General features: G+C 64.6%; 21 protein-coding genes. 13 read left to right on the top strand and 8 right to left on the bottom strand.

Features of this window, described 5'->3' with window-relative positions:
• Window positions 1-25: 25 nt before the first annotated feature.
• Window positions 26-1,228, bottom strand: coding sequence for a glycosyltransferase family 87 protein (locus MTR65_RS04030; protein ID WP_243797298.1), 1,203 nt, complete (start codon window positions 1,226-1,228; stop codon window positions 26-28).
• A 148-nt stretch (window positions 1,229-1,376) separates the two neighbouring features.
• Here MTR65_RS04030 and MTR65_RS04025 point away from each other — a divergent pair, with 148 nt between their 5' ends.
• From MTR65_RS04025 to ygiD, 5 genes are all read left to right on the top strand, one after another.
• Window positions 1,377-2,222 (top strand): AAA family ATPase, encoded by an 846-nt coding sequence (locus MTR65_RS04025; protein ID WP_243797295.1) that lies wholly within the window; start codon window positions 1,377-1,379, stop codon window positions 2,220-2,222.
• Complete coding sequence (locus MTR65_RS04020; protein WP_243797292.1) at window positions 2,219-2,650, top strand: GFA family protein; 432 nt, start codon at window positions 2,219-2,221, stop codon at window positions 2,648-2,650. The genes MTR65_RS04025 and MTR65_RS04020 overlap by 4 nt, the downstream gene beginning before the upstream one ends.
• 4 nt (window positions 2,651-2,654) lie before the next feature.
• Window positions 2,655-3,536 carry a DUF817 domain-containing protein gene (locus MTR65_RS04015; RefSeq protein WP_243797289.1) on the top strand — a complete coding sequence of 294 codons (882 nt, stop codon included), beginning with the start codon at window positions 2,655-2,657 and terminating at the stop codon, window positions 3,534-3,536.
• The gene (locus tag MTR65_RS04010) at window positions 3,527-4,705 is read left to right on the top strand and encodes a vWA domain-containing protein (RefSeq protein WP_243797285.1); all 1,179 of its coding nucleotides are present in this window, start codon (window positions 3,527-3,529) and stop codon (window positions 4,703-4,705) included. The genes MTR65_RS04015 and MTR65_RS04010 overlap by 10 nt, the downstream gene beginning before the upstream one ends.
• A gap of 76 nt (window positions 4,706-4,781) precedes the next feature.
• A complete protein-coding gene (ygiD, locus tag MTR65_RS04005; protein WP_243797281.1) occupies window positions 4,782-5,597 on the top strand; it encodes a 4,5-DOPA-extradiol-dioxygenase in 816 nt (271 codons plus the stop codon).
• A 51-nt stretch (window positions 5,598-5,648) separates the two neighbouring features.
• On the opposite strand, the gene MTR65_RS04000 is transcribed toward ygiD, so the two are convergent.
• Both MTR65_RS04000 and MTR65_RS03995 read right to left on the bottom strand, forming a co-directional pair.
• Window positions 5,649-6,854 (bottom strand): exo-beta-N-acetylmuramidase NamZ family protein, encoded by a 1,206-nt coding sequence (locus MTR65_RS04000; RefSeq protein ID WP_243797278.1) that lies wholly within the window; start codon window positions 6,852-6,854, stop codon window positions 5,649-5,651.
• On the bottom strand, window positions 6,851-7,396 hold the full coding sequence (locus MTR65_RS03995; protein WP_243797275.1) for a DOMON-like domain-containing protein: 546 nt from the start codon (window positions 7,394-7,396) through the stop codon (window positions 6,851-6,853). The genes MTR65_RS04000 and MTR65_RS03995 overlap by 4 nt, the downstream gene beginning before the upstream one ends.
• 133 nt (window positions 7,397-7,529) lie before the next feature.
• On the opposite strand from MTR65_RS03995, the gene tyrS reads away from it, so the two are divergent.
• The 6 genes from tyrS to MTR65_RS03965 all read left to right on the top strand — a co-directional run bounded on the left by tyrS (window position 7,530) and on the right by MTR65_RS03965 (window position 14,538).
• On the top strand, window positions 7,530-8,762 hold the full coding sequence (gene tyrS / locus MTR65_RS03990; protein WP_243797273.1) for a tyrosine--tRNA ligase: 1,233 nt from the start codon (window positions 7,530-7,532) through the stop codon (window positions 8,760-8,762).
• 108 nt (window positions 8,763-8,870) lie between these two features.
• Window positions 8,871-9,209: a PilZ domain-containing protein gene (locus MTR65_RS03985; RefSeq protein ID WP_039393781.1), complete on the top strand. Its 339-nt coding sequence runs from the start codon at window positions 8,871-8,873 to the stop codon at window positions 9,207-9,209.
• A gap of 121 nt (window positions 9,210-9,330) precedes the next feature.
• Entirely contained in the window at window positions 9,331-11,562 is a 2,232-nt protein-coding gene (locus tag MTR65_RS03980; RefSeq protein WP_243797271.1) for a TonB-dependent receptor, read from the top strand.
• A gap of 43 nt (window positions 11,563-11,605) precedes the next feature.
• Entirely contained in the window at window positions 11,606-12,886 is a 1,281-nt protein-coding gene (locus MTR65_RS03975; RefSeq protein WP_243797533.1) for an MFS transporter, read from the top strand.
• Between the two features lie 15 nt (window positions 12,887-12,901).
• Complete coding sequence (gene cysK / locus MTR65_RS03970; RefSeq protein WP_243797269.1) at window positions 12,902-13,819, top strand: cysteine synthase A; 918 nt, start codon at window positions 12,902-12,904, stop codon at window positions 13,817-13,819.
• Window positions 13,816-14,538, top strand: a complete 723-nt coding sequence (locus MTR65_RS03965) for a dienelactone hydrolase family protein (protein ID WP_243797266.1) — start codon at window positions 13,816-13,818, stop codon at window positions 14,536-14,538. The genes cysK and MTR65_RS03965 overlap by 4 nt, the downstream gene beginning before the upstream one ends.
• A 27-nt stretch (window positions 14,539-14,565) precedes the next feature.
• On the opposite strand, the gene hisI is transcribed toward MTR65_RS03965, so the two are convergent.
• Together hisI and MTR65_RS03955 are read right to left on the bottom strand one after the other, a co-directional pair.
• Window positions 14,566-14,943, bottom strand: a complete 378-nt coding sequence (gene hisI, locus MTR65_RS03960) for a phosphoribosyl-AMP cyclohydrolase (RefSeq protein ID WP_243797263.1) — start codon at window positions 14,941-14,943, stop codon at window positions 14,566-14,568.
• Between the two features lie 417 nt (window positions 14,944-15,360).
• Entirely contained in the window at window positions 15,361-16,101 is a 741-nt protein-coding gene (locus MTR65_RS03955; RefSeq protein WP_243797260.1) for a ComF family protein, read from the bottom strand.
• A 73-nt stretch (window positions 16,102-16,174) separates the two neighbouring features.
• On the opposite strand from MTR65_RS03955, the gene MTR65_RS03950 reads away from it, so the two are divergent.
• Complete coding sequence (locus tag MTR65_RS03950) at window positions 16,175-16,942, top strand: methyltransferase domain-containing protein (RefSeq protein WP_243797257.1); 768 nt, start codon at window positions 16,175-16,177, stop codon at window positions 16,940-16,942.
• Window positions 16,943-16,987: 45 nt separating this feature from the next.
• Here the strand turns inward: MTR65_RS03950 and ppdK are convergent, their stop codons facing one another.
• From ppdK to MTR65_RS03935, 3 genes are read right to left on the bottom strand one after another with little or no spacing between them, the layout of a single operon-like run.
• Window positions 16,988-19,651, bottom strand: a complete 2,664-nt coding sequence (ppdK, locus tag MTR65_RS03945) for a pyruvate, phosphate dikinase (protein ID WP_243797254.1) — start codon at window positions 19,649-19,651, stop codon at window positions 16,988-16,990.
• A 52-nt stretch (window positions 19,652-19,703) separates the two neighbouring features.
• Window positions 19,704-21,788 (bottom strand): glycine--tRNA ligase subunit beta, encoded by a 2,085-nt coding sequence (gene glyS / locus MTR65_RS03940; RefSeq protein ID WP_243797251.1) that lies wholly within the window; start codon window positions 21,786-21,788, stop codon window positions 19,704-19,706.
• A 1-nt stretch (window position 21,789) separates the two neighbouring features.
• On the bottom strand, window positions 21,790-22,695 hold the full coding sequence (locus tag MTR65_RS03935) for a glycine--tRNA ligase subunit alpha (RefSeq protein ID WP_039393797.1): 906 nt from the start codon (window positions 22,693-22,695) through the stop codon (window positions 21,790-21,792).
• Between the two features lie 274 nt (window positions 22,696-22,969).
• Between MTR65_RS03935 and MTR65_RS03930 the strand changes: the two genes are divergently transcribed.
• Window positions 22,970-23,884, top strand: coding sequence for a TraB/GumN family protein (locus MTR65_RS03930; protein ID WP_243797247.1), 915 nt, complete (start codon window positions 22,970-22,972; stop codon window positions 23,882-23,884).
• Window positions 23,885-23,891 lie beyond the last annotated feature (7 nt).

Below are 23,891 nucleotides of genomic sequence, written 5' to 3'. Positions count from 1 at the left end.
CGACTGGCTTTCGGGCATCAGGTCTTCACGTTTCACAATGCACACGCCCGCGCTCGGTTGCCCGCGACCAGATTGCCGCGAAGAACCCGGCCAGCACCAGCGGCATGATCGGTATCGAGACATGCAGGGCCAAAGGACGGGCAAAGGCTGTCGCCGCGAACACCGTAAACAGCGTCAGTTTCTCCCAGCGCCAAAATCCATGATGTAGCCCCTCGCCTGCCAGCCACAGTATCGGAAAAGCGAGCAGGACCATGTCGTAGTCGAGCACGAAAGGTGTGACCAACGGGGCCCCCGCCAGGACCAGCGCCGCAAGCCCCCGATCCCAGCGCCGGTTCCAGGCCGTCCGTAACACCAGGGCTGCGACCCCGACACTAAGCGCACCTTGCGCTGAAGAGGCGAGCGCCCCGGAGACGCCGAGCAGGCGCAATCCCGCAAACAGGCTGACCATCTTGCCAAAGCCGACCGCACCATCATGCATGGCCGCTTGCGCACGGGCCGTTGCGGCGAACCAGTCGCTCCAGACCTGCGCCCCGAATATCACGGCACTGAACGCCGCCAGCGCGATGGCCGTCACGCTCGCAACCACGACCACCTTCCACTCGCGAGAGGCCAGCAGCGCAATGGGGACGAGCACCCCGAACTGCGGCTTCACCGTGGCCAGGCCCAGGCAGATGCCCGCCAGAACTGGCCTTTTGCGCACCTGCAGCAGACCTGTCCCGAGAAGAGCTGCGACCAGCCACGACGTCTGCCCATGCGTCAGCACAATCGCCATCGCCGGATAGGCGACTAGCGCCAGCCAGAATGGTACTGCCTTGCCCGCCTCGAAACGCCATTCGCGCAACGCCACAATGAAGAGCGAACCTGTCGCCCCCAACCAGATGCCCAAGGCGGGAAAGTAGCCAAGCCCTCCAAGTGGCCAGCAAAAAGGCAGGAAGGAAGGGGGATAAAAGAAGGCGGTGAAATGCCCTGGCGATGCATAGAGCACGCGCTGGGCAGAAATATGGGCAGCCGCATCATAAGGATTCCCACCTGCATGCAGCATCTGTCCGGTCGTCCAGAAGCTGATGAAGTCGGTTCCAAGCAGGAAGCCATTGGCATCGAGCCCGCCGTGTGAGGTCGCCACGACAATTGCGATCATGGCAATATTGCCCAGGGCCAAGATGCGCAGGTAGCTTCGTACCCTGTTGGCCCCCAGCCAGTTCATATCGCGCAGGAAAGCAATACCCATGAGCGCGTGCTTGCATCGCGAGGGCGGCGAAGTCCATCGCTTCGATACCCCGCTTGCCATGCTGCGGCGCAAAACCTAGCTTGGTATCGAGAGGGGCTGCTGCAATTGCAGCCTCCTTCCAAGGCTCACGAGAGGAAGTACCTAGCCCATGCAGCGTTTCGAAGGCACCCGCGATTACGTCGCTACGGACGATCTCAAGGTTGCGGTCAACGCCGCTGTGCTCCTGCGCCGCCCCCTCCTTGTGAAAGGCGAACCCGGCACCGGCAAGACGGTCCTTGCCGAACAGATCGCGGCGGCTCTCGATGCGCCGCTCATCACGTGGAACGTCAAGTCCACCACCAAGGCACACCAGGGGCTCTACGAGTATGACGCGGTGGCACGCCTGCGCGACGGCCAACTGGGTGACGAGCGGGTGCACGATATCGCCAACTACATCCGCAAGGGCAAGCTGTGGGAAGCCTTCACCAGCGAACGCCTGCCGGTCCTCCTCATCGACGAGATCGACAAGGCCGACATCGAGTTTCCGAACGACCTCCTCGCCGAACTCGATCGCATGGCCTTCGACGTCTACGAGACGGGTGAGCACGTGGCCGCGCGTGAGCGGCCCATCGTCGTCATCACCTCGAACAACGAGAAGGACCTGCCCGACGCCTTCCTGCGCCGCTGCTTCTTCCACTACATCAAGTTTCCCGAGCGCGAGACGATGGAAGCCATCATCGACGTGCATTTCTCCGACATCCAGAAGACCCTCGTGCGCCGTGCGATGGAGATCTTCTATGAATTGCGCGAAGTCCCCGGCCTCAAGAAGAAGCCCTCGACCAGCGAGCTGCTCGACTGGCTCAAGCTCCTGATGAACGAGGACATGCCGCTGGAGGTCCTGCAATCGCAGGACAAGGGCAAGGCGATCCCGCCCCTGCACGGCGCGCTTCTCAAGAACGAACAGGACGTGATGCTGTTCGAAAGGCTCGCCTTCATGGCGCGTCGTGGCGAATGAGCGCCCCCTATCATGGCGCGTGCAACTGCGGCGCGGTCACGCTGACGATTGCAGGCGAACCACTCTGGGTACGCCAGTGCTGGTGCCGCCAGTGCCAGAAGGCCGCAGCAGGGAATGCCACCTGCAATGGACTATTCCGCACGGAAGGTATGACTGTCAGCGGTAGCGTCACCTGGCGTGGCTACACGGCCGCGAGCGGCAACACGGTCGAGCACGGTTTCTGCCCCAGCTGCGGAAACCAGCTCTTTGGCCGCAATCCCATCCGGGAAGGCGCACAAGTCGTGCGCCTCGGCGCACTGGATGACGCGCAGGACCTCAAGGTCGATGCCATTATCTGGACGAGCGAGGCACCTGCCTGGGCCTATTTCGATCCCAGGGTCGAACAGTGGCCGGCCCAACCGCCGGGACCGACAGCGAAATCGGCTTGATCGGATGGGTGCGTCCTCTTCCCACACCCGCTTCGCGGAGATCCGCGCACGACTGGAAGGCATTACTCCACCTGCGGGCCCTTGGGCCTGGATCTACGAGTTCTTGCTCTTCGGTTTCAAGCAAGCGTGGGCCTGCCTGTTCGGCGGGCTGCTCCTGGCGCTCCTCCTGACCACACACCTGTTCTATCCTGCAGAGGCAGGATTCGCGCGATACGATTTCCTGACCCTGTCCGCTCTTGCCATTCAGATTGGCCTGCTCGCGCTGCGCCTTGAAACCTGGGACGAGGCCAAGGTCATCCTCGCTTTCCACGTTGTCGGGACGGTGATGGAGCTGTTCAAGACCGCCGTAGGTTCATGGGTCTACCCCGAACCCAATGTTCTGCGCATAGCCGGTGTCCCGCTCTTTTCGGGTTTCATGTACGCGGCAGTGGGGAGCTATATCGCCCGGGTCTGGCGCATCTTCGACTTTCGTTTCACCGCCTACCCTTCACGCGCACTCAGCGCCGCGCTGGCCGTGGCGATCTACATCAATTTCTTCGCGCACCACTGGCTACCCGACCTGCGCCTTGCGCTATTCGCAGCGCTCACTCTGCTCTTCGCCCGGACCCGCATATGGTTTCGCCCCTGGCGCGCCGAACGATGGATGCCGCTTCTTCTGGGCTGGTTGCTGGTGGCGCTTTTCATCTGGTTCGCCGAGAACCTCGCAACCTTCTCGCGCGCCTGGATCTATCCCGATCAACGCGAGGGCTGGGCACTGGTCCATCCCGGCAAACTCGGCGCGTGGTATCTACTCATGTATATTTCCTTCGTCCTCGTCGCGGCGGTGCATCGTCCCCGCCCGCGCACGGTCCCTCCGGCAAAGGGGAGCCTCGCGTCATGTTCCTGAACTTCATCGACGAATTGCGCGCGGCCGGTATCCCGGCATCGCTCAAGGAGCATCTCGTTCTCCTCGAAGCGCTCGAGCGCGAGGTCATCGAGCAGACACCCGAGGCGTTCTACTATCTGAGCCGTGCGACTTTCGTGAAGGATGAAGGGCTGATCGACCGCTTCGACCAGGTCTTCCAGAAAGTCTTCAAGGGCGTTCTGACCGATACCGGCCAGCAGCCGGTCGCTATCCCGGAGGAGTGGCTCAAGCGCCTTGCCGAACGCTATTTCAGCCCTGAGGAGATGGAGCGCGTCCAATCGCTGGGCGACTGGGACGAGATCATGGACACGCTCAAGAAGCGCCTGGAGGAGCAGAAGGAGCGCCACCAGGGCGGCAGCAAGTGGATCGGGACCGGCGGGACCTCACCCTTCGGCCATTCGGGCTATAACCCCGAAGGCGTGCGCATCGGCGGCACCAGCCAGCACAAGCGCGCGATCAAGGTCTGGGAAAAGCGCGAGTTCGCCAACCTCGACAGCACCAAGGAACTGGGCACCCGCACGATGAAGGTAGCGCTGCGCCGTCTGCGCCGCTTTGCCCGCGAAGGCGCGGCCGAGGAACTCGATCTCGACGCGACGATCCGCGGCACAGCCAAGCAGGGCTGGCTCGATATACGGATGCGGCCCGAACGACACAACGCGGTGAAGGTGCTGCTCTTCCTCGACGTCGGGGGATCGATGGATCCCTTCATCGAGATGATGGAAGACCTCTTCAGCGCGGCCACCAGCGAATTCAAGAACATGGAGTTCTTCTACTTCCACAACTGCCTCTACGAAGGCGTGTGGAAGGACAACCGCCGGCGCTGGTCGCAACGCATTCCGACCTGGGATATCCTCCATAAGTACGGGCACGACTACAAGGTGATCTTCGTGGGCGATGCCGCGATGAGCCCTTACGAAGTCAGCTATCCGGGAGGCTCGGTCGAGCACATGAACGAGGAGCCCGGCTCGACCTGGATGCGCCGGGTGGTCCAGACCTATCCGGCCACCGTCTGGCTGAACCCTGTGCCCGAGCGCCAGTGGGGCTATACGCCCTCTACCCAGATGCTGCGCGAACTGGTCGGCGGCGCCATGTTCCCGCTGACGCTGGGCGGTCTCGACGAGGCCATGCGCGCCCTCACCCGCAAGAAATGAGCCTGCGCAAAAGCTCATAGGGGGTATGCAAGAGCGCTGGATTGATCGCGGCCACGCATGGGACCATCTTGGCGCCATGACACACGCACAGCCTGCCTTCTTCATCGGTCACGGTTCGCCCATGACCATGATCACCGACAACCCGGAACGTCGTTTCCTGGAAACTCTGGGCCCACTGCTGGAACGTCCCAAGGCGATCCTGACAATTACGGCGCACTGGGAGAGCCAGGGGACTACACGTATCTCTGAAGGTGAATTTCCTCGTACAATCCATGACTTCCGTGGATTTCCTCAGGAACTTTACGATATGCAGTACCCGGCCCCGCTCGCCGCAGACCTGCATGACAAAGTACTTGAACTTGCTGGCGACATCCCGGTTCGCGGCGACGCCAGCTGGGGCTTCGACCACGGCGTCTGGGGCGTCCTGCGCCCGCTCTTCCCCGAGGCCGACATTCCTGTCCTTGCGATGAGCGTGAACCATTCGCTTTCACCCGAACAGCACCTGGAACTGGCGCGCCGCCTTGCCCCCCTGCGCCGCGAAGGCGTGATGATCGTGGGCAGCGGAAATGTCGTCCACAACCTGCGCCTCTACCACGCGACGCACGGCACGAAGCCCGACTGGGCGGTGGCTTTCCAGGACCGCATAACCGCCGCCGTGATCGCGAACGACCATGGCGCGCTGACACAGTTCACCCGCGACGACCAGGCCGCAGCCAATGCGATCAACTCAGGGGAGCACTACCTTCCGCTGCTCTACGCGGTCGGTGCAAGGCTGCCCGAGGACGAAGTCGGCGTGTTCAACGACAGCATCGAAGGCGCGCTTTCAATGACCTCGTACATGCTCGGCGACCCAAGTGTCCTGAACAAGGTCGCCGCGCCCATCGCCGCCTGATCGGCCATCCCTGGCGGGGCTGGGCCGATCGCGCCCAGTCCCGCTAGAGCCTCAGTCCCGATAGAGCAGGAGGTCGGCCACTTCGGCGTGCCAGGCCTGCTCGTCGAAGGATGCAAGCGCGTCGAGATCACCCGGCACCGCCGCCGGATCATCGACCCACTCACGCAGCGCCGGACCGCCGTTGATGACGTCGATCGCGAGCCGGTCGAATTCGTACTCGTAGGGAAAATCGCGCCAGAGCGGATAGTCGGGATAGAGATTACGGATGGCCTTGAAAGCCAGCGCCTGGAGCCGCCAGGGCTTGAACGCCCCATGGTCGTAGAACGTCCCTTCGGCATGGACCATGAGCGCGCTGCACAAGGTGCCCTGGTGCTTGTGGAAGGTCGGCTCGAACCAGCATTCGCGAAGCGCGCAGCCTTCCAGCCAGTGCGGCGCGACGCGCTCCATCTCGGTCAGGATCGCCTTGGCATCAAGATCGGGCGCGCCGAACAGCACTTCGAGCGGGCGGGTGGTGCCGCGCCCTTCCGAAACCGTCGCGCCCTCGATCATCACCGTTCCGGCATAGGCGCGCGCCATGTTCACGCTCGCGGCATTGGGGCTGGGGTTGATCCAGATGCGATCCTCGGGCCAGCCGTAGCCCGGCCCTTGCGAGGGGCGCCAATCCTCCATCGCGATGACCTTGTAGTCGACATCGATGCGATAGTGCCGCTTGAACCAGAAGCCCATCTCACCCAGCGTCAGGCCATGGCGCATCGGCATGGGTCCTGCGCCCACGAAGCTCTCCTGCCCCGCGATCAGCCTTGTACCCTCGATCGGGCGTCCGGCAGGGTTGGGTCGGTCGAGCACCCAAACCGACTTGCCCTGCGCCGCGGCGGCTTCCAGTAGGTACAGCAGCGTCGTGCAGAAGGTGTAGATGCGGCAGCCCAGATCCTGGAGATCGAACAGGAAGACATCGGCCGTATCCATCATCGCCGCACTGGGGCGACGGACCTCGCCGTAGAGGCTGAAGACCGGGATGCCGTAGACGGGATCGCGCTCGTCCGCGCTCTCCACCATGTTGTCCTGCTTGTCGCCCTTCAGGCCGTGCTGGGGCCCGAAGGCCGAGGTAACATTGATCCCGGCCGCGATCAGCGCGTCAAGCGAATGGACGAGATCGGCCGTGAGCGAGGCGGGATGCGCGACGAGGGCCACGCGCTTGCCCTCGAGGGGCTCGCGCAGTTCGGGGTCTGCCAGGAGACGATCGATACCGAATTTCATGCCGCTTGCGGTGCCGCAACTGCCAGCGTGAAGCAAGTCGGATCATGGAAATCGGGCGCTTCGCCCGCGTGCGTCAGCGCCCAGTAGCTCTTGTGCCCCCCCTCCTCCTCGATCACGGCACTTATGCCGCAACGCCAGGGCATCGCCGGCAGTGCGGCGCGGGGAATAGCCGCATCGAAGATCGCCATCGTCTCGCCCACGCGCATCGTGCACACCGGCTCGCGCGGCGCGGCCCGTTCGGTCATACCCTCGCGGCGCGCGGTGAAATCATAAGCTGCCCAGCGCTCGGAAGGGGAGAGGTTGAACTCGGCATAACCCTCTCCTGCCGGATTGGCGACGAAGAGTTCAAAGCAGGTCCTCTGCCACAGGTTGTCCGCCCGGCCCTTGCCCGCAAACGGCGGGACAACCAGGCCCTGCGCACCATCGATACGCCAGCGCAGCCGCACCCAATCGGCTTCGGGCGTCAGCCGTCCGGTCACGGCCTCGATTCCTTGCGCGGGCGTGGCGGGATGGCAGGCCAGCGAAAATGTCTGGGGTCGCATGGGTTTGGCGCTCCTTTTTGGACGAACAGTCCTAGACGGGGCCGGGGGCCAGGTCGAGACGGCATGGATGCGGCGGCGTCCGCCCGCCACGCTCTTGCCTCGCGCGAAAGCTGTGGCTAAGCGCTCTCCCATCATGACCCAGTACACATCGGACCTCCTTCGCCTGCTCGACGAGCGCGGCTACATCCACCAGATGACCGACGCCGAGAGCCTCGATGCCCTCGCCGCCAAGGAGGTCGTACCGGGTTATGTGGGCTTCGATGCTACCGCCTCCTCGCTCCACGTCGGCAACCTCGTCTCGATCATGCTGCTGCGCCGTCTGCAGCAGGCCGGGCACAAGCCGATTGTCCTGATGGGCGGCGGCACCACCCGCATCGGCGATCCGACGGGCAAGGACGAAGTGCGCAAGATGCTCTCGGACGACAAGATCGAGAGCAACATCGCCTCGATCCGCACAGCCTTCGAGCGCTTCCTCACGTTCGGCGATGGCCCGACCGATGCCATCATGGTCAACAACCACGACTGGCTCGGCCAGCTCGGCTACATCGAAATGCTGCAGAAGGTCGGCACCCACTTCACCGTCAACCGCATGCTGAGCTTCGATTCGGTCAAGCTGCGCCTCGAGCGCGAGCAGCCGATGACCTTCCTCGAATTCAACTACATGATCCTGCAGGGCTATGACTTCCGCCACCTGTCACAGGACATGGGCGTGCGCCTGCAGATGGGCGGCTCGGATCAGTGGGGCAACATCGTCAACGGCGTCGAGCTATCCCGCCGGATGGACGGCACCGACGTGTTCGGTCTCACCACCCCCCTCATCACCAAGGCTGACGGCACCAAGATGGGCAAGTCGGTCTCGGGCGCGGTGTGGCTCAACGAGGACATGCTCCCCGCCTACGATTACTGGCAGTTCTGGCGCAATTGCGATGACCGTGACGTGGGCAAGTTCCTGCGCCTGTTCACCGACCTTCCGCTGGACGAGATTGCCCGCCTCGAAGCGCTCGAGGGCGGCGCGATCAACGATGCCAAGGTGATCCTCGCCAACGAAGCGACCAAGCTGTGCCGCGGCGAAGACGCGGCCAAGGCCGCCGAGGCAACGGCCGCCCAGACCTTTGCGGGCGGTGGCCTGGGCGATGATCTGCCGACCCTGGAAGTCGGCGCGGATGGCATCCGCCTCAACGCGGCGTGCACCGCGCTCGGCTTCACCGGTTCCAACGGCGAGGCCAAGCGCAAGGTCGCCGAAGGTGCGGTGCGCCTTGATGATGCGGTTATGGATGATCCGGGCTTTCTTATCGAGGTCCCCGCCGGAACGTCGATCAAGCTCAGCGTGGGCAAGAAGAAGCACGGCATCCTGAAGGCTATCTAACGCGACTAACGGCAAATTTCCGCCGCGGCGCCTGCCAGTCTTAACGCATTATTTGCCATTTGGAGCCAATAGTGCGCCACTGGTCCCCACAAGCAAAGGCAGGCAGCCATGAGTGCAGGAGCACAGCTCACTGTAACCGACAAGAGGCGCGCAGCGCGCCACCCGGTCGACTACAAGGTGATTGCCGAGCATCGCCAGCAAGGTGACGTGCACCTGCACATCGTCAATATCTCTGCACAGGGGTTCATGGCCCAGGGGGACCTGGGTCTTGAGCGCGGTGAACGACTGGTCATGCGCCTGCCCGTCATCGGACGGATCGAGGCGCACCAGATCTGGGCCCACGAAGGGCGCGCCGGCTTCCAGTTCGAGCGTATCATTCGCATCGATGACTTCCTGAAGCTCGTGGACGAACTCCAGCCCAACCCACGTCTGCGCCCGCGCCGCTGAGAAGGCGAAGAAGCGCACCCATTCTCAAACGCTTAAGCTTGGACATATAGCGATTGTAACAAATTGTTTCTGCGCACCGCATGCACTTGTTACAGTATAACATCACCAGTAGCGGAGCGACATGAGCACGCACCCGTTCCGAATCGCATTCGCGCCCCGCGCGATGTCCGCCTCCCTTCTCGCCCTCGCTTGCGCCCTCCCCCAGGTTGCCCATGCCGAAACGCCGGACGAACCGGCGCAGGCAGGTACTGGCACGGGTGCCACCCCGGCCCACGGCAAGGTCCACGAGGAGACCCCGAAGGAAATTCTCGTCGTCGGCCATCCCCCGACGGATTTCGGCCTGCTCGCCGCAACGGCCAGCATCGGCGGAGATGAGCTCGTCGCGGCTGACCGTGCACAGATCGGTGACATTCTCGATGGTCTCCCGGGTGTTGCCTCGACCAGCTTCGCGCCCGGCGCCTCACGCCCGATCCTGCGCGGCTTCAGCGGGGACCGCATCCGCGTGATGACCGACGGTCTGGGCTCGCTCGACGCTTCGAACGTCTCGGTCGACCACGCCGTCGTGTTCGACGCGCTCACCGTCGATCACATCGACGTCTTCCACGGCCCCTCGGTCCTGCTCTACGGCGGCAACGCCATCGGCGGCGCGGTCAACGCCACCGACACCCGCATTCCGCGCCAGGTGCCCGAGCGCATCACCGCGACCGGCATGGGCAGCTACGGCACCGCGGCTGACGAGCGCATGCTGAGCGGCAAGATCGACATGCCACTCGGCGACCGCTTCGTGGCCCATGTCGACGGCTCCTGGCGCAAGAGCGATGACCTGCGCATCGGCGGCAATCTCTATTCGCCAGCCCTGCGCCACGAGATGGAGCACGCGGCCGAGCACCTCGCCGAGGAAGGCGAGACCGACGAAGCGAATGAACTTCTCGCCGATGCAGGCCGCCGAGGCCGTGCCCCCAACACCGCCGCGCGCACGTACACCATCGGCGCGGGTCTCGCCTTCATTGATGCCGGCGGCAGCCTTGGCATTTCCTACCAGCGCTACGATTCGCGCTACGGCATTCCGGGCCGCCCCTTCTTCGAGGACCCGCATGGCCACGACGATCATGATGACCATGACGATCACGATGATCATGATGATCACGACGACCATGGCGAAGAAGGCCACCACCACGGCGAGGAACCGGTCACCATCGACCTCGTCCAGAACCGCTTCGACCTGCGCGGCGAACTGATCCTGGGCGGTCTGTTCCAGAGCCTCCAGCTGCGTGGCGGCTACTCCGACTACACCCACACCGAGTACGAAGGCACCGAGACCGGGACGATCTTCGACAGCCAGGCAATCGAGGCCCGCGCCGACCTCGTCCAGACCGACCGCGGTGGCTGGCGCGGCCGCAGCGGCGCGCAGTACTTCTGGCGCAAGATGAACGTGAACGGCCCCGAGGCGGTGGTGCCGGACTACCAGATCGAGCGTTTCGGCCTCTTCACGCTGCAGTCGCTCGCGCTGGGCTCGGGCTTCACTATCGACGGGTCGGGCCGCTACGAGAGTTCGCACGTCTCCTCGCGCTCGATGGACTTCGACAAGCAGTTCCACCTGTGGTCGGGCGCTGCGGGCATGAGCTGGAAGTCGGGCACGGGCCTGACCCTGGGCGCGAACTTCATCCACGGCGAACGCGCGCCCTCGCCCGAGGAACTTCTGAGCGATGGCATCCACGTCGCAACGCAGGCGTACGAGCTGGGTGACCGCACGCTCGGCACCGAACGCAGCAACGGCGGCGAAGCCTTCATCCGTTATTCCAGCCCGCGCTTCGAGCTGTCGCTGACCGGCTACATCACCGACTTCGACAACTACATCGCCTCGGTCGCGACCGGCGGCGAGGAAGACGGGCAGCCGATCTACCAGTACGCCGAGGCCGGGGCCCTGTTCAAAGGCTTCGAGGCCCAGGCCAGCTTCCAGGCCGCGCAGTGGAGCGGTGGCCAGTGGAGCATCGATGCCACCTCGGACTACACACACGCCAGCCTCGACGACATCGGCCCGGCCCCGCGCATTCCCCCGCTGCGCCTGCGCGGTGGCAGCGACCTGACCTTCGGCGACCTGCACCTGCGCGGCGAAGTGGAATGGAACGCCAAGCAGGACCGCGTCGGGACGTACGAGAACGCGACCGACGACTTCACCCTCGTCAACCTGCGCGCTGACTGGCACCCCATGGGCGAGCAGGGCCCGGTCACGCTGATGCTGGCGGCCAACAACCTGTTCGACGTCATCGGACGCCGTTCGGCCTCCTACACCAGCGACTTCATGCCCATCTCCGGGCGTGACGTGCGCATCACGGCAAAGATCACCTATTGATGATAAAACGCTGCATGGCTTGGCAATTCCCGGCCTCACTGCCATGCAGCGTCCCGTGACTACGAAAAGCCCCTCCGCCGCGCCGACATCACCGCTGCAGATCGCAGACTACCGCCGGTTCTGGCTGGCCCGCTTCTGCGCGGTGCTCGCCTCGACCGGCATGGTCGTCATCATCGGCTACCAGCTCTATGACGTGGCTCGCGCCGACTATGGCATGTCGATTGCGCAAGCGTCCTTCCAGCTGGGCCTTCTGGGGCTGGCTCAGTTCATTCCGATCTTCCTGCTGACGCCGGTCGCTGGCGTCCTGGCCGACCGCATGGACCGCCGCAAGCTCGCCGGATCGGCCGCCTTCCTCGACTGTCTGGTGGCCATCGGGCTTGCCGTCACCACCGCGATGGAGCTGCGCAACCTGCCCGTGCTCTATGCCTTTGGCGTCCTGCACGGCACCGTGCGCGTCTTCGTGCGGCCCGCCATGGGAGCGATTGCTCCCAACATCGTGCCTGCGGACATGATCCCCAAGGCCATTGCTCTCAATTCGATGGCGATGCAGATCGGCGTCATCTTCGGGCCGGCCGTGGCGGGCTATCTCTTCGCCTGGGACAGACCCCTCCCCTATTCCGTCTCGGCCGTCGCCGAGGTCGTGGCCGCGATCGCGATCCTCTCGATCCGCAACATGCCCCCGCTCCACGCCGACGCACGCAAGGCCCATCCGGTGCGCCAGATCATCGACGGCTTTCACTTCATCTGGAAGGAACGCTTCCTCTTCGGCTGCATCTCGCTTGACCTCTTCGCCGTGCTCCTGGGCGGAGCCACCGCACTCCTCCCCGTCTTTGCGCGCGACATTCTCCAGGTCGGGCCTCAGGGCCTTGGCGAGATGCGCGCGGCAACCGCAGCGGGCGCCGCCATTGTCGGCGTGATCCTCTCCTTCCGTCCTCTCTCGAAGGAGGTGGGCTCGAAGATGCTCTGGTCGGTCGCCGCCTATGGCGCCGCAACACTTGCCTTCGGGCTTTCGCGCAACTTCATGCTTTCGCTCGTGTTCCTAGCTCTTCTGGGCGCGGCCGACATGGTTTCGGTGTTCATCCGCGGCTCCTTGGTCCAGTTGCGCACGCCCGATGACAAGCGCGGGCGCGTCTCGGCGATCTCGGGCCTTGCCATTTCGGCCTCCAACGAACTGGGCGAAATGCAGTCGGGTGTGGCTGCGGCCCTCCTGGGTGCAACAGGAGCCGTTGTTTTCGGCGGCGCCGGGGCCATATTCGTTACTGCCGTCTGGGCCGTGCTGTTTCCCGAGATCCGGCGCGCGCGGACATTTGAACAACACTACTAAGAGGGACCCGGAGCCATGAAGGCCAACAGCGTTCTCGAGACAATCGGCAAGACCCCGCACATCCGCCTGGCGCGGCTGTTCCCCGACCACGAGGTCTGGGTGAAGTCGGAGCGCACCAATCCGGGCGGTTCGATCAAGGACCGCATTGCGCTCGCGATGATCGAGGCCGCCGAGGCCGAGGGCAGCCTGAAGCCGGGCGGCACCATCGTCGAGCCGACCTCGGGCAACACCGGGATCGGGCTTGCCATGGTGGCGGCCGTCAAGGGCTACAAGCTGGTCCTCGTCATGCCCGAATCGATGTCGATCGAACGCCGCCGCCTGATGCTCGCCTACGGCGCCAGCTTCGACCTGACCCCGCGCGAAAAGGGCATGAAGGGCGCCATCGAGCGCGCCAGCGCCATCGTTGCCGAGACGCCCGGCGCCTGGATGCCCCAGCAGTTCGACAACGCCGCGAACCCCGCGATCCACGCGCGCACGACGGCGCAGGAGATCCTGGCCGACTTCGCCGACAGCCCGATTGATGCACTCATCACGGGCGTGGGCACCGGCGGGCACCTCACCGGCTGTGCCGAAGCGCTGAAGGCAACCTGGCCCGAGATGAAGGCTTACGCAGTGGAACCCGAACTCTCCCCCGTGATCTCGGGCGGCCAGCCCGGCCCGCATCCGATCCAGGGCATCGGCGCAGGCTTCATCCCCTCCAACCTGCACACCAAGGCCATCGACGGTGCCATCAAGATCGACGGCGCCGAGGCCAAGGCCATGGCCCGCGAATGCGCGACCAAGGAAGGCATGCTGGTGGGTATCAGCTCGGGCGCGACGCTTGCCGCAATCAAGCACAAGCTGGCCGACCTGCCCGCTGGCAGCCGCGTGATGGGCTTCAACTACGACACCGGCGAGCGCTATCTCTCGGTGCCCGACTTCCTGCCCGAATGAGCGACCTCAGCCCGCACAGCTACCACCACGCGGGCACAGAGCTGACCGGATGGATTGCCCGTCCGGTCGGCGCTGCGCGCGCAGCCCTGGTGCTGTACCCGACGATCATGAACATCAACCCGGCCATCGAACGCCGCGCGGCGATGTTCGCAGAACTGGGCTTTCTGGTTCTGGTAGCGGATTTTTACGGCGAGCCGGTCGCCGATTTTGAGGCTTCACGCGGTCTGGCCGAGGCCTTGCGCACGAACGTGAAGCATTATCGGGGACGGATTGCTGCGGCCATTGCCGCGCTGCGAGACCTGCCCGAAGCGGAAGATCTGCCACTTCTGGCCGCTGGCTACTGCATGGGCGGACAGGCGGTTCTCGAAGCGGCGCGTGATCGCCAACCCTTGCGCGCCGGTGTGAGCTTCCACGGCCTGCTCTCGACCGACAGTCCGGCTCATCACGACAGCATCGCAACTCGTCTGCTCATCTGCCACGGCGATGCCGACCCGATGGTGCCGCGCGACCAGGTTCTCTCGTTCTGGGAGGAAATGGACCACGGCGGTGCGGACTGGCATTTCCATGCCTACAGCGGTGTGCGCCACGGTTTTACGGATCCCGGAAGCGATGCGCGCGGCAGTGAGGCCATTGGCTATGACGCCAGCGCGGATCGCCAATCCTGGGCGGCCATGCGCAGCTTCTTCAAGGACGTTCTGGAAACGCCCTCACCTGCGTGAGGGCGCTCCTATTTCTTCCAGCTGAGCTCAGTCGGCGAAGTGAACCAGTTCGTCGCCCTCAAGGCGGCGGTAGAAGCAGCGGCGCGCGCCGGTGTGACAAGCCGGGCCTTCGGGCGTGACCACAAGGGTCAGCGCATCCTGGTCGCAGTCAACCTGAATGTCCTGAACGCGCAGGAAGTGCCCCGAAGTTTCGCCCTTCAGCCAGAGCTTGCCGCGTGAGCGGGAATGGAAATGGGCAAGGCCGGTCTCACGCGTCTTGGCGAGCGCTTCCTCATCCATGTAGGCGACCATCAGAATGTCCTTGGTCTGCGCGTCGACTGCGATTGCGATCAAGAGACCTTGTGCGTCGAACTTGGGAAGGAACGCGGTGCCCTGTTCCCGATCGGCGTTGCAAGCGTCTGCCATTTTCCAAAAGTTCCTCTAACACGCGGCCGCGGGTTTCGATTGTTGCAGGATAACAACAGCTGCGGCCCAAAATCGTCCCTATTCCCGGAAACCGCTTTCCAATTGCCGCTCAGTGACGGAAAAAGGTCTCGCAGCTGGGGGGCTGCTTCTGACCCATAGGGTGCTGAATGACAAGCGCCACGGTTCAGGGAGAATTCGCGGTGGGTTCCATCAAGATAGGGCCGACCGCCTTGAGGGACGGACCAAGCGACTTAGGGGAAGTTGCTTCGATTCGCAGGGTCCGAACAGTTTCGTCACGAGGACGCCCGGAATGCCAGTCATTCCGGGCGTTTTCGATTCTGTCCCAAAAACTTCCGACCATTGGTCCGGCAGCGTGAAGCTCCCTGACAGGTGCCTAGTGCACCACCTGGATGACATTCATGTGGCACTGAGCGCTTCGTCGAGCACGCGCGCAAAGCACGCGATGACCACCCTCTTCGCACCCGCCTTCTTGAGCGCCGACACGCACGCGTCCGTCGTGGCACCACTCGTCATCACATCATCGACCAGGAGCACCTGCGCGCCCTTGAATTTCGCCTTCATTCGAGGATTTACGCAGATTGCGCCGGAAAGCGTACGCTTGCGGGCAACCGCCCCGAGCCCGCCCAGCGAAGGCGTCGACTTCGTGCGCACAAGCCCTTCGGGCAGGAGCCGTGCGCCGCGTGGCCGGGCGAGCCCCTTGGCAAGCTCGGCAGACTGGTTGTAGCCCCTTTGCCACAGGCGCCAGCGGTGCAGTGGCACCGGAACCACAAGCCAATGCTCATCAAGAAAGGGAAGCCGTGCCAGCATCAACTGCGCAAGCAACGGCGCGAGCCCGATGCGGTTGCCATGCTTGAGTGCCAGAACCAGCTTGCGCGAGGCGGCGTTGTAGAGCGTTGCCGAAGCGATCCCGTCGTGCCGCGGAGGATCTTTCAGACACGGCGCGCAGCAACTTCCTTCCGCGACCTGGTGCGCGAACGGGCGCCCACAGCTTGCGCAGGCCGGCGTTCCCGGGAGCGCCAGTTCGCTCCAGCAATTCGCGCAGAGGCCCGTCTGCGCCGCGATCATGTCCCCGCACAAGGGGCATCGCGGCGGAAACACGAGGTCTATGAGCGGAGAGAAGGCCTCGCGGATGCGCATGGATGCAGCCTAGGCGCGCGGCCTTGCCGCACAAGCGGTTGCAACCTTTTAACCAACGCGGCAGGGAGCGATCATGGCCAGCACACCTCCCCGCACCCCGCCCCGCATCTTCTCACGCAGCCGCCGCACAGCCCTGCGCCAGCGCCTGCGGCACCTGCAGCAGCGCCGGAACGCGGCGCGCTACCTCATCGAGGACATGATCGAGGACGTCCACGAACGCCTCGGCTTCCTGCGCTTCGAGCCCAGGACTGTGCTCATCGTGGGCGACTACACCGGAGAACTGGGCCGCGCGATGCGCGCGGCAGGCCGCGAGGTCACCGAAATCGACCCCGCCGACGGCTTTGACGAGGAGCAGCCCTACCCCTTCAGCGAATTCGACCTGATCGTGAGCCTGGGCACGCTCGACACCGTCAACGACCTTCCCGGCGCCCTCATCCACATCCGCCGCGCACTTGCGCAAGGCGGCATGATGATCGCCAGCTTCCTGTCGCTTGGCAGCCTGCAGAACCTGCGCGAAGCGATGCTGGAAGCCGACGGCGAGCGGCCCGCACCGCGCCTCCACCCCATGGTCGATGTACGCGCGGGCGGAGAATTGCTCCAGCGCACGCTCTTTGCCGATCCGGTGATCGACCAACGCCCGCTCAAGGTCGCCTTCCGAAGCCTGGACAGCCTCGTGGCTGACCTGCGGGCCCAAGGCGCCTCCAATGTGCTGAGCGATGCAGGTCCGATCCTGGGTAAGGAAGCCCGCAAACGCGCTTCGGCCGCCTTCGCCGCGCGGGGCGAAGACGGCCGAACCGTGGAAACTTTCGAGATCCTCACCCTTTCGGGCTGGCGAAAGTAATTCTGGAGCGGCGTCGAGAGCGTCTCGACGCCGCCCTGTTTCTGATCAGGCCAGCGCCGCCTGCGCCGCGGCCAGACGCGCGATCGGCACGCGGTAGGGCGAGGCGCTGACGTAGTCGAGGCCGACCTTCTCGCAGAACGCGATCGAGGCCGGATCGCCGCCGTGTTCGCCGCAGATGCCCAGCTTCAGGTCCGGGCGGGTCGTGCGGCCACGTTCGGCACCCAGCTCGACCAGCTGGCCCACGCCCTCGACATCGAGGCTCACAAACGGATCGCGCGGGTAGATACCCTTCTCGACATAGGGGCTGAGGAAGCGGCCCGCATCGTCGCGGCTGACGCCCAGCGTCGTCTGCGTGAGATCGTTGGTGCCGAACGAGAAGAAGCGTGCTTCCTGCGCGATATCGCCCGCCATCAGGGCCGCGCGCGGCAGCTCGATCATGGTGCCCACGATGTATTCGAGCGTGCGCCCCTTCTCGGCGAACACCGCCGTGGCGGTCTCGTCGACGACCTTCTTGAGGATCGCCAGTTCCTTCCGGGTAGCAACCAGCGGGATCATCACTTCGGGCACAGGTGCATCACCCGAGGCCTCGGCCACGTCGCAGGCTGCCTCGAAGATCGCACGCGCCTGCATCTCGTAGATTTCCGGGAACGTGATACCCAGACGGCAGCCACGGTGACCCAGCATCGGGTTCAGCTCGTGCAGTTCGCCCGCACGGCGCTGCAGCGTGTCGACACCGATGCCGATGGCTTCGGACAGCTCGACGAACTCGGCCTCGCCCTGCGGCAGGAACTCGTGCAGCGGCGGATCGAGCAGGCGGATGGTGACCGGAAGGCCCGCCATAACATCGAAGATCGCGTGGAAGTCCGCGCGCTGTTCGGGGAGCAGCTTCTCCAGCGCGGCGCGGCGACCGGCTTCGTCTTCGGCCAGGATCATCTGGCGCACGGCCGAGATGCGGCCCGCATCGAAGAACATGTGCTCGGTGCGGCACAGGCCCACGCCTTCGGCGCCGAACTGGCGGGCCATCTTGCAGTCGGTCGGCGTCTCCGCGTTCGCGCGCACCTTCATGCGGCGGTGCTTGTCGGCCCACTCCATGAGCGTGCCGAAATCGCCCGCGAGTTCCGGCTCGATGGTGGGCACTTCACCCGCCATGATCTCGCCCGTCGCGCCGTCCAGCGTGATGACATCGCCTTCCTTGAGCTCGCGATAGCCGATGCGCAGGGTGCGGGTCTTCATGTCGATGGAGACACCCGAGGCGCCCGAGACGCAAGGGCGGCCCATGCCGCGTGCGACCACGGCCGCGTGGCTGGTCATACCGCCGCGCGCGGTCAGGATGCCCTTGGCCGCGTGCATGCCGTGGATGTCCTCAGGCGAGGTCTCCACGCGCACCAGGATCACCGCTTCGCCCAGTTCGTTGCGCTTTTCGGCCGTATCGGCGTCGAGCACGATCTGGCCCGAGGCCGCGCCCGGCGAAGCGGGCAGGCCCTTGGCGAGAATGTCGCGCGGGGCTTCGGGATCGAGCGTGGGGTGCAGAAGCTGGTCGAGCGCCATCGGGTCGACGCGCTTGATTGCGGTCGCCTCGTCGATGAGCCCCTCGCCCACCATCTCGACCGCCATCTTGAGCGCGGCCTTGGCCGTGCGCTTGCCCGAACGGGTCTGCAGCATCCAAAGCTTGCCCTGCTGCACGGTGAACTCGATGTCCTGCATGTCCGCGTAGTGCTTCTCGAGCAGCTCGAAGACGGCGGCGAGTTCGCCATAGGCCTTGGGCATCGCCTCTTCCATCGAAGGCGCGGTGGCGCCAGAGGCTTCGCGGGCGGCCTTGGTCAGGTACTGCGGAGTGCGGATGCCGGCGACGACGTCCTCGCCCTGCGCGTTGACGAGGTATTCGCCGTAGTAGGCCTTGTCGCCGGTCGCGGGATCGCGGGTGAAGGCAACGCCGGTGGCCGAGGTCTCGCCCATGTTGCCAAAGACCATGGCCTGCACGTTGACGGCCGTGCCCCAGTCACCCGGGATGTCGTTAAGGCGGCGGTAGACCTTGGCGCGGTCGGAATCCCAGCTGTCGAAGACGGCGCGGATCGCGCCCCAAAGCTGCTCGTGCACGTCCTGCGGGAACGGCTTGCCCAGTTCCTCCGAGACGATGGCCTTGTATTGCGTGACGATGCCGCGCCAGTCGTCGGCCGACAGCTCAACATCGTTCATGAAGCCGTTGTCTTCCTTGACGATCTCGAGAGCTTCCTCGAAGCGGCCGTGGTCGAGGCCAAGGACGACGTCGGAATACATCTGGATGAAGCGGCGGTAGGAATCCCAGGCGAAGCGGTCATCACCCGAGACCTTCGCAAGTCCTTCGACCGTCTCGTCGTTGAGGCCCAGGTTCAGGACCGTGTCCATCATGCCCGGCATCGAGACGCGCGCACCCGAACGGACCGAGACGAGCAGCGGATCGGCGGCATCGCCAAAGCTCTTGCCCACGGTCTTTTCGATGTGGGTCAGCGCCTCGACGACGTCGGCGCGCAGCGCGTCCGAAAAGTCACCACCCTCGGCAAGATACTTTACGCACTCCTCAGTCGTGATCGTAAAGCCGGGAGGAACAGGAAGACCAATCCCCGCCATTTCGGCAAGATTGGAACCCTTACCCCCCGTAATCACCTTGTCTTTTGCACGGGGATCGTCATGCTTGACGCCACCGCCGAAGGTGTAGACCTGCCTCGTCATTGTATTGGCTTTCCTAATTACGTCCGACCCTCCTCCAGGCCGGGCAAAAATACTAGCCTTCGATCCGGGAGAAGTCAGCCACTTTGTGCACTGCAGCGCGGAAACGGTCGAGGAGGCCCAACCGTTCCGTGCGCTTCGCCGGATCGCTGTCGTTCACGGTTACATCGTTGAAAAATGCGTCAATCGGAGCGCGCAGCGAGGCGAGCGCCGCCATCGCGCCCGCAAAGTCCTCGGCCTCCACGCAGGCCACAGCCTTCGGCGCTGCAGCGGCGAGCGCATCCATCAGCGCCTGCTCGGCCGGTTCGGGCGTGTAGGACAAGCGCCCGCGCTGGGCGTAGACCTCGGTCATGTCGGGATCGTCGACGTTTTCCATCGGATCCTCGTCGCCCGTGCGCGCCACTTCGTTGGCCACAAACCCTTCCTTCTTGAGGATGTTGTTGGCGCGCTTGTAGCCCGCCAGCAGGTTTGCGCCATCGTCCGTTTGGACAAAGGCCTGGAGCGCGTGGACGCGCGCGAGCAGGCGGACCAGATCGTCCTCCCCGCCGAGCGCGAAAACCGCGTCGATCAGGTCGTGGCGAACGCCCGCTTCCTTCTGCTGGACCTTGAGACGGTCGGCGAAGAAGTCGAGGAGGTCACCTTCAGCAACGCCGAAGCGCAGCTTGTTGTCCGTGATAAGGCGGATCACACCCAAGGCTGCGCGGCGCAGAGCAAAGGGGTCCTTCGAGCCAGTCGGCTTCTCGTCGATAGCGAAGAAGCTGCGGAGCGTATCCAGCTTGTCAGCCAGTGCCACGGCCACCGAAACCGGTGCGGTCGGGACGTCATCACCTGCGCCGACCGGCTTGTAGTGGTCGCGGATGGCGTCGGCGATTTCATCGCCCAGACCTTCGGCGCGGGCGTAGTAGCCGCCCATCAGGCCCTGCAGTTCGGGAAATTCGCCGACCATTTCGGTGACGAGGTCCGCCTTGCACAGCTCGGCCGCCTTGCGGGCAAGCGCGGGATCGCAGTCAGGCACGATGCCCTCGGCGGCCAGCCATTCGGCGAGCTTCGCAACGCGCTCGACCTTGTCGGCGACGGTGCCCAGCTTCTCGTGGAAGGTGATGCGACCCAGCTTTTCGGCCTGCTTCGAAAGCGGCGTCTTGCGGTCCTGCTCCCAGAAGAAGCGCGCGTCGGAGAGGCGCGCGGCGAGCACCTTGCGGTTGCCCGCAACGATGCCCTCGCCGCCGTCGACAGCCGCGATGTTCGCGGTGCACACGAAGGCGTCGGCCAGCTTACCGTCCTTCTCGCACACAAAGTACTTCTGGTTGACACGCGCGGTGAGCTGGATGGTTTCGGGCGGGACTTCGAGGAAGTCCTCGTCGAAGCGGCCGAGCAGCGGCACGGGCCATTCGGTCAGACCCGCGTTCTCGATCACGAGGCCCTCGTCCTCGACCAGCGTGAGGCCAGCGGCGCTTGCGGCCTCGGCGGCCTTGCTGCGGATGAGGTCCTGACGCTCGGCATGGTCGACCAGCACGTAAGCGGCGCGCAGCGTCTCGACGTAGGTGTCCGCGCCCGAAAGCGTGATCTCGCCCGACGCGTGGAAGCGGTGGCCCTTGGTAACGCGGCCCGAGGTAATGCCTTCGACCGCACATTCGACCAGGTCATCACCCAGGATCGAGACGATGCCCGAAAGCGGACGCACCCAGCGAAGGCTCTCCGGGCTAAGCGATGCGGCGCCCCAGCGCTGCGACTTGGGCCAGGGGAAGGCGCGGATGATCGCGGGGATGGCCTCGGCCAGTACGTCCTTGACGGCGCGGCCCGGCTTCTCGACGACCGCGAAGTACGTGTCCTTGCCCTTGATGTCGCGCACTTCCAGCTGGTCCTTGGACAAGCCGGTCTTGCGCAGGAAGCCTTCCAGCGCCTGTTCGGGCGCGCTGGTGGCAGGCCCCTTGGTTTCCTCGCGCACGGCCTCGGTCTGAACCGGCAGGTCCTTCGCGATCAGCGCGAGGCGGCGCGGCGTTGAGTAGACGGTGATACCGCCCACCGAAACGCCCGCGTCCTTCATTTCCTTGCGGAAGAGCTTTTCCAGGTCCGCGCGGGCCCCGGCCTGCATACGGGCGGGAATTTCCTCGGAGCGCAGTTCAAGCAGAAAATCGGTCATCTTACGCACTCCACCCCGGGAAATCCTTTTCCCAGCGCTCTGCATTCACTTCGATGTGCGAGGCGCAGGCCCCCTTGGCGAGATCGCGCACGCGGCCGATGTAGCTGGCACGCTCCTGCACCGAGATCACGCCGCGCGCCTGCAGCAGGTTGAACAGGTGGCTGGCCTCGATCGCCTGGTCGTAGGCGGCGAGCGGAATCTTCGCCTCGATGCAGCGCTGGCTTTCCGCCTCGGCGGCCTTGAAGCCTGCGAACAGCGCGTCGGTGTCGGCGATCTCGAAGTTGTACTTCGACTGCTGCTTCTCGTTCTGGAGGAAGACGTCGCCGTAGGTCACGCCTTCGTTGTTGAACTTGAGGTCATAGACCCAGTCGACACCCTGGATGTACATCGCAAGGCGTTCCAGGCCGTAGGTCAGCTCGCCCGTCACCGGCTTGCAGTCAAACCCGCCGACCTGCTGGAAGTAGGTGAACTGGGTGACTTCCATGCCATCGCACCAGACTTCCCAGCCCAGCCCCCAGGCGCCCAGCGTCGGGCTTTCCCAGTCGTCTTCCACAAAGCGGATGTCGTGCGCGAGCGGGTCGATCCCGATCTCGGCAAGGCTTGCAAGGTAGAGTTCCTGGAGGTTCTCCGGGTTCGGCTTCAGGACCACCTGGTACTGGTAGTAGTGCTGGAGACGGTTCGGGTTCTCACCATAGCGGCCATCGGTCGGACGGCGCGAGGGCTGCACGTAGGCGGCCTTCCAGGGCTCAGGGCCCAGCGAGCGCAGCGTCGTTGCCGGGTGGAACGTACCCGCGCCCACGCGCATGTCGTAAGGCTGAAGGATCAGGCAGCCCTGCTTGCTCCAGTAATTGTGGAGCGTGAGGATCATGTCCTGAAAGCTGAGCGGCTCTTTCGCAGGCGTCGGCATGGGTAATCCGTCTTGTTCTTTTCGTGTCGAATGTGACGGCCCGCCTTTGGCGGATGGAGCCCGGCAAATCAACTGCGCTGCGCCCATTTCCCACCCAAGTGCGGGATTTGGGGAACAACCTGCCGCAGTATCCTCACTACATCCTCCGCCGCGCCGACACGATCGGACGGACCTGCTCCTAGAAAGCGATCGCACCGAATGCGGCCTTCTTTCGCAAGATTATCCGATTTTCACCCTACCCGCGCGCGCTGCGGCTCCCTATTCAGGATGCAACATGCGTACACGCCTTCTTTCGCTCACCGCGAGCCTTGCCCTTTGCACCCTCGCCCTGCCCTGCTCGGCCCGCGCCAAAGAGCCTGCCCCCCTGCCCGCCGAGACGGAGGCGCGCCCGGTGCGCCCCGCGCTCTGGAAGGTCGCGGACGAGGACACGACGATCTGGCTGTTCGGCACGATCCATGTCCTGCCCGAAGCGGTGGACTGGAATAGCGGCGCGGTTGCGCAAGCCCTTACCGCGTCCGATACGCTCGTCACCGAGGTCCCCATGGACGCACAGGCAAAGACGCAGGCCATAATGATGCGCCTCAGCCAGCGCGAGGACGGGAAGAGCCTGCGCGACACGCTCTCACCCGAGCACCGCGCGAGCTACGAAGCGGCCCTTCGCAAGCTTGGCCTCCCGCTTAATGCCTTTGACCGCACCGACAGCTGGTTTGCCGCCCTCATGCTCTCGCTGCTCCCGCTCCAGGCCGCAGGCTATGACCTTGCGCACGGCGTCGACACGCAGGTTTCCGAGCTCGCCAAGGCGCGCGGCATGGACCACCAGGCGCTCGAAACGCCGGAATTTCAGCTTGGCCAGTTCGAGAACCTCTCGCCCGAGACCCAGGAAACCTATCTTGCCGAAGTCATCGAGGGCCTGCCCACGATGGAAGCCGACATCACCGAGATGGTCGGCGCCTGGAAGGCGGGAGAGGCGCAGAAGCTCGCCCAGATCCTGAACGAACAGGAAAGCGACCCGGCGATCCGCGAGGCCTTGCTCACCACACGCAACCGTAACTGGACCACTTGGCTGGAAGAGCGCCTCGAAACGCCGGGCGAAGTCTTCCTCGCGGTGGGCGCCGGACACCTGGCGGGCAAGGACAGCGTGCAGGAACTGCTCGCGCGCGAGGGCATCACCGCCGAGCGCATTCAGTAAGGCCGCT

Origin of the sequence: Novosphingobium mangrovi, assembly GCF_022818885.1 — a bacterium.
GTDB classification, from domain to species: Bacteria; Pseudomonadota; Alphaproteobacteria; order Sphingomonadales; family Sphingomonadaceae; genus Novosphingobium; species Novosphingobium mangrovi.
This window is presented reverse-complemented; position numbering and strand designations above follow the sequence as displayed.

Coding starts and splice junctions, on each gene's coding strand:
- MTR65_RS04000 (WP_243797278.1), bottom strand. CDS start 6,854: ATGAAATTCGGTATCGATCGTCTCCTGGCAGACCCCGAACTGCGCGAG.
- MTR65_RS03955 (WP_243797260.1), bottom strand. CDS start 16,101: ATGCGCATCCGCGAGGCCTTCTCTCCGCTCATAGACCTCGTGTTTCCG.
- glyS (WP_243797251.1), bottom strand. CDS start 21,788: ATGACCGATTTTCTGCTTGAACTGCGCTCCGAGGAAATTCCCGCCCGT.
- hisI (WP_243797263.1), bottom strand. CDS start 14,943: ATGGCAGACGCTTGCAACGCCGATCGGGAACAGGGCACCGCGTTCCTT.
- MTR65_RS03965 (WP_243797266.1), top strand. CDS start 13,816: ATGAGCGACCTCAGCCCGCACAGCTACCACCACGCGGGCACAGAGCTG.
- tyrS (WP_243797273.1), top strand. CDS start 7,530: ATGACCCAGTACACATCGGACCTCCTTCGCCTGCTCGACGAGCGCGGC.
- MTR65_RS03995 (WP_243797275.1), bottom strand. CDS start 7,396: ATGCGACCCCAGACATTTTCGCTGGCCTGCCATCCCGCCACGCCCGCG.
- MTR65_RS04020 (WP_243797292.1), top strand. CDS start 2,219: ATGAGCGCCCCCTATCATGGCGCGTGCAACTGCGGCGCGGTCACGCTG.
- MTR65_RS04015 (WP_243797289.1), top strand. CDS start 2,655: ATGGGTGCGTCCTCTTCCCACACCCGCTTCGCGGAGATCCGCGCACGA.
- cysK (WP_243797269.1), top strand. CDS start 12,902: ATGAAGGCCAACAGCGTTCTCGAGACAATCGGCAAGACCCCGCACATC.
- MTR65_RS03985 (WP_039393781.1), top strand. CDS start 8,871: ATGAGTGCAGGAGCACAGCTCACTGTAACCGACAAGAGGCGCGCAGCG.
- MTR65_RS03980 (WP_243797271.1), top strand. CDS start 9,331: ATGAGCACGCACCCGTTCCGAATCGCATTCGCGCCCCGCGCGATGTCC.
- MTR65_RS03950 (WP_243797257.1), top strand. CDS start 16,175: ATGGCCAGCACACCTCCCCGCACCCCGCCCCGCATCTTCTCACGCAGC.
- ppdK (WP_243797254.1), bottom strand. CDS start 19,651: ATGACGAGGCAGGTCTACACCTTCGGCGGTGGCGTCAAGCATGACGAT.
- MTR65_RS04010 (WP_243797285.1), top strand. CDS start 3,527: ATGTTCCTGAACTTCATCGACGAATTGCGCGCGGCCGGTATCCCGGCA.
- MTR65_RS04030 (WP_243797298.1), bottom strand. CDS start 1,228: ATGGGTATTGCTTTCCTGCGCGATATGAACTGGCTGGGGGCCAACAGG.
- MTR65_RS03975 (WP_243797533.1), top strand. CDS start 11,606: ATGCAGCGTCCCGTGACTACGAAAAGCCCCTCCGCCGCGCCGACATCA.
- ygiD (WP_243797281.1), top strand. CDS start 4,782: ATGACACACGCACAGCCTGCCTTCTTCATCGGTCACGGTTCGCCCATG.
- MTR65_RS03935 (WP_039393797.1), bottom strand. CDS start 22,695: ATGCCGACGCCTGCGAAAGAGCCGCTCAGCTTTCAGGACATGATCCTC.
- MTR65_RS03930 (WP_243797247.1), top strand. CDS start 22,970: ATGCGTACACGCCTTCTTTCGCTCACCGCGAGCCTTGCCCTTTGCACC.
- MTR65_RS04025 (WP_243797295.1), top strand. CDS start 1,377: ATGCAGCGTTTCGAAGGCACCCGCGATTACGTCGCTACGGACGATCTC.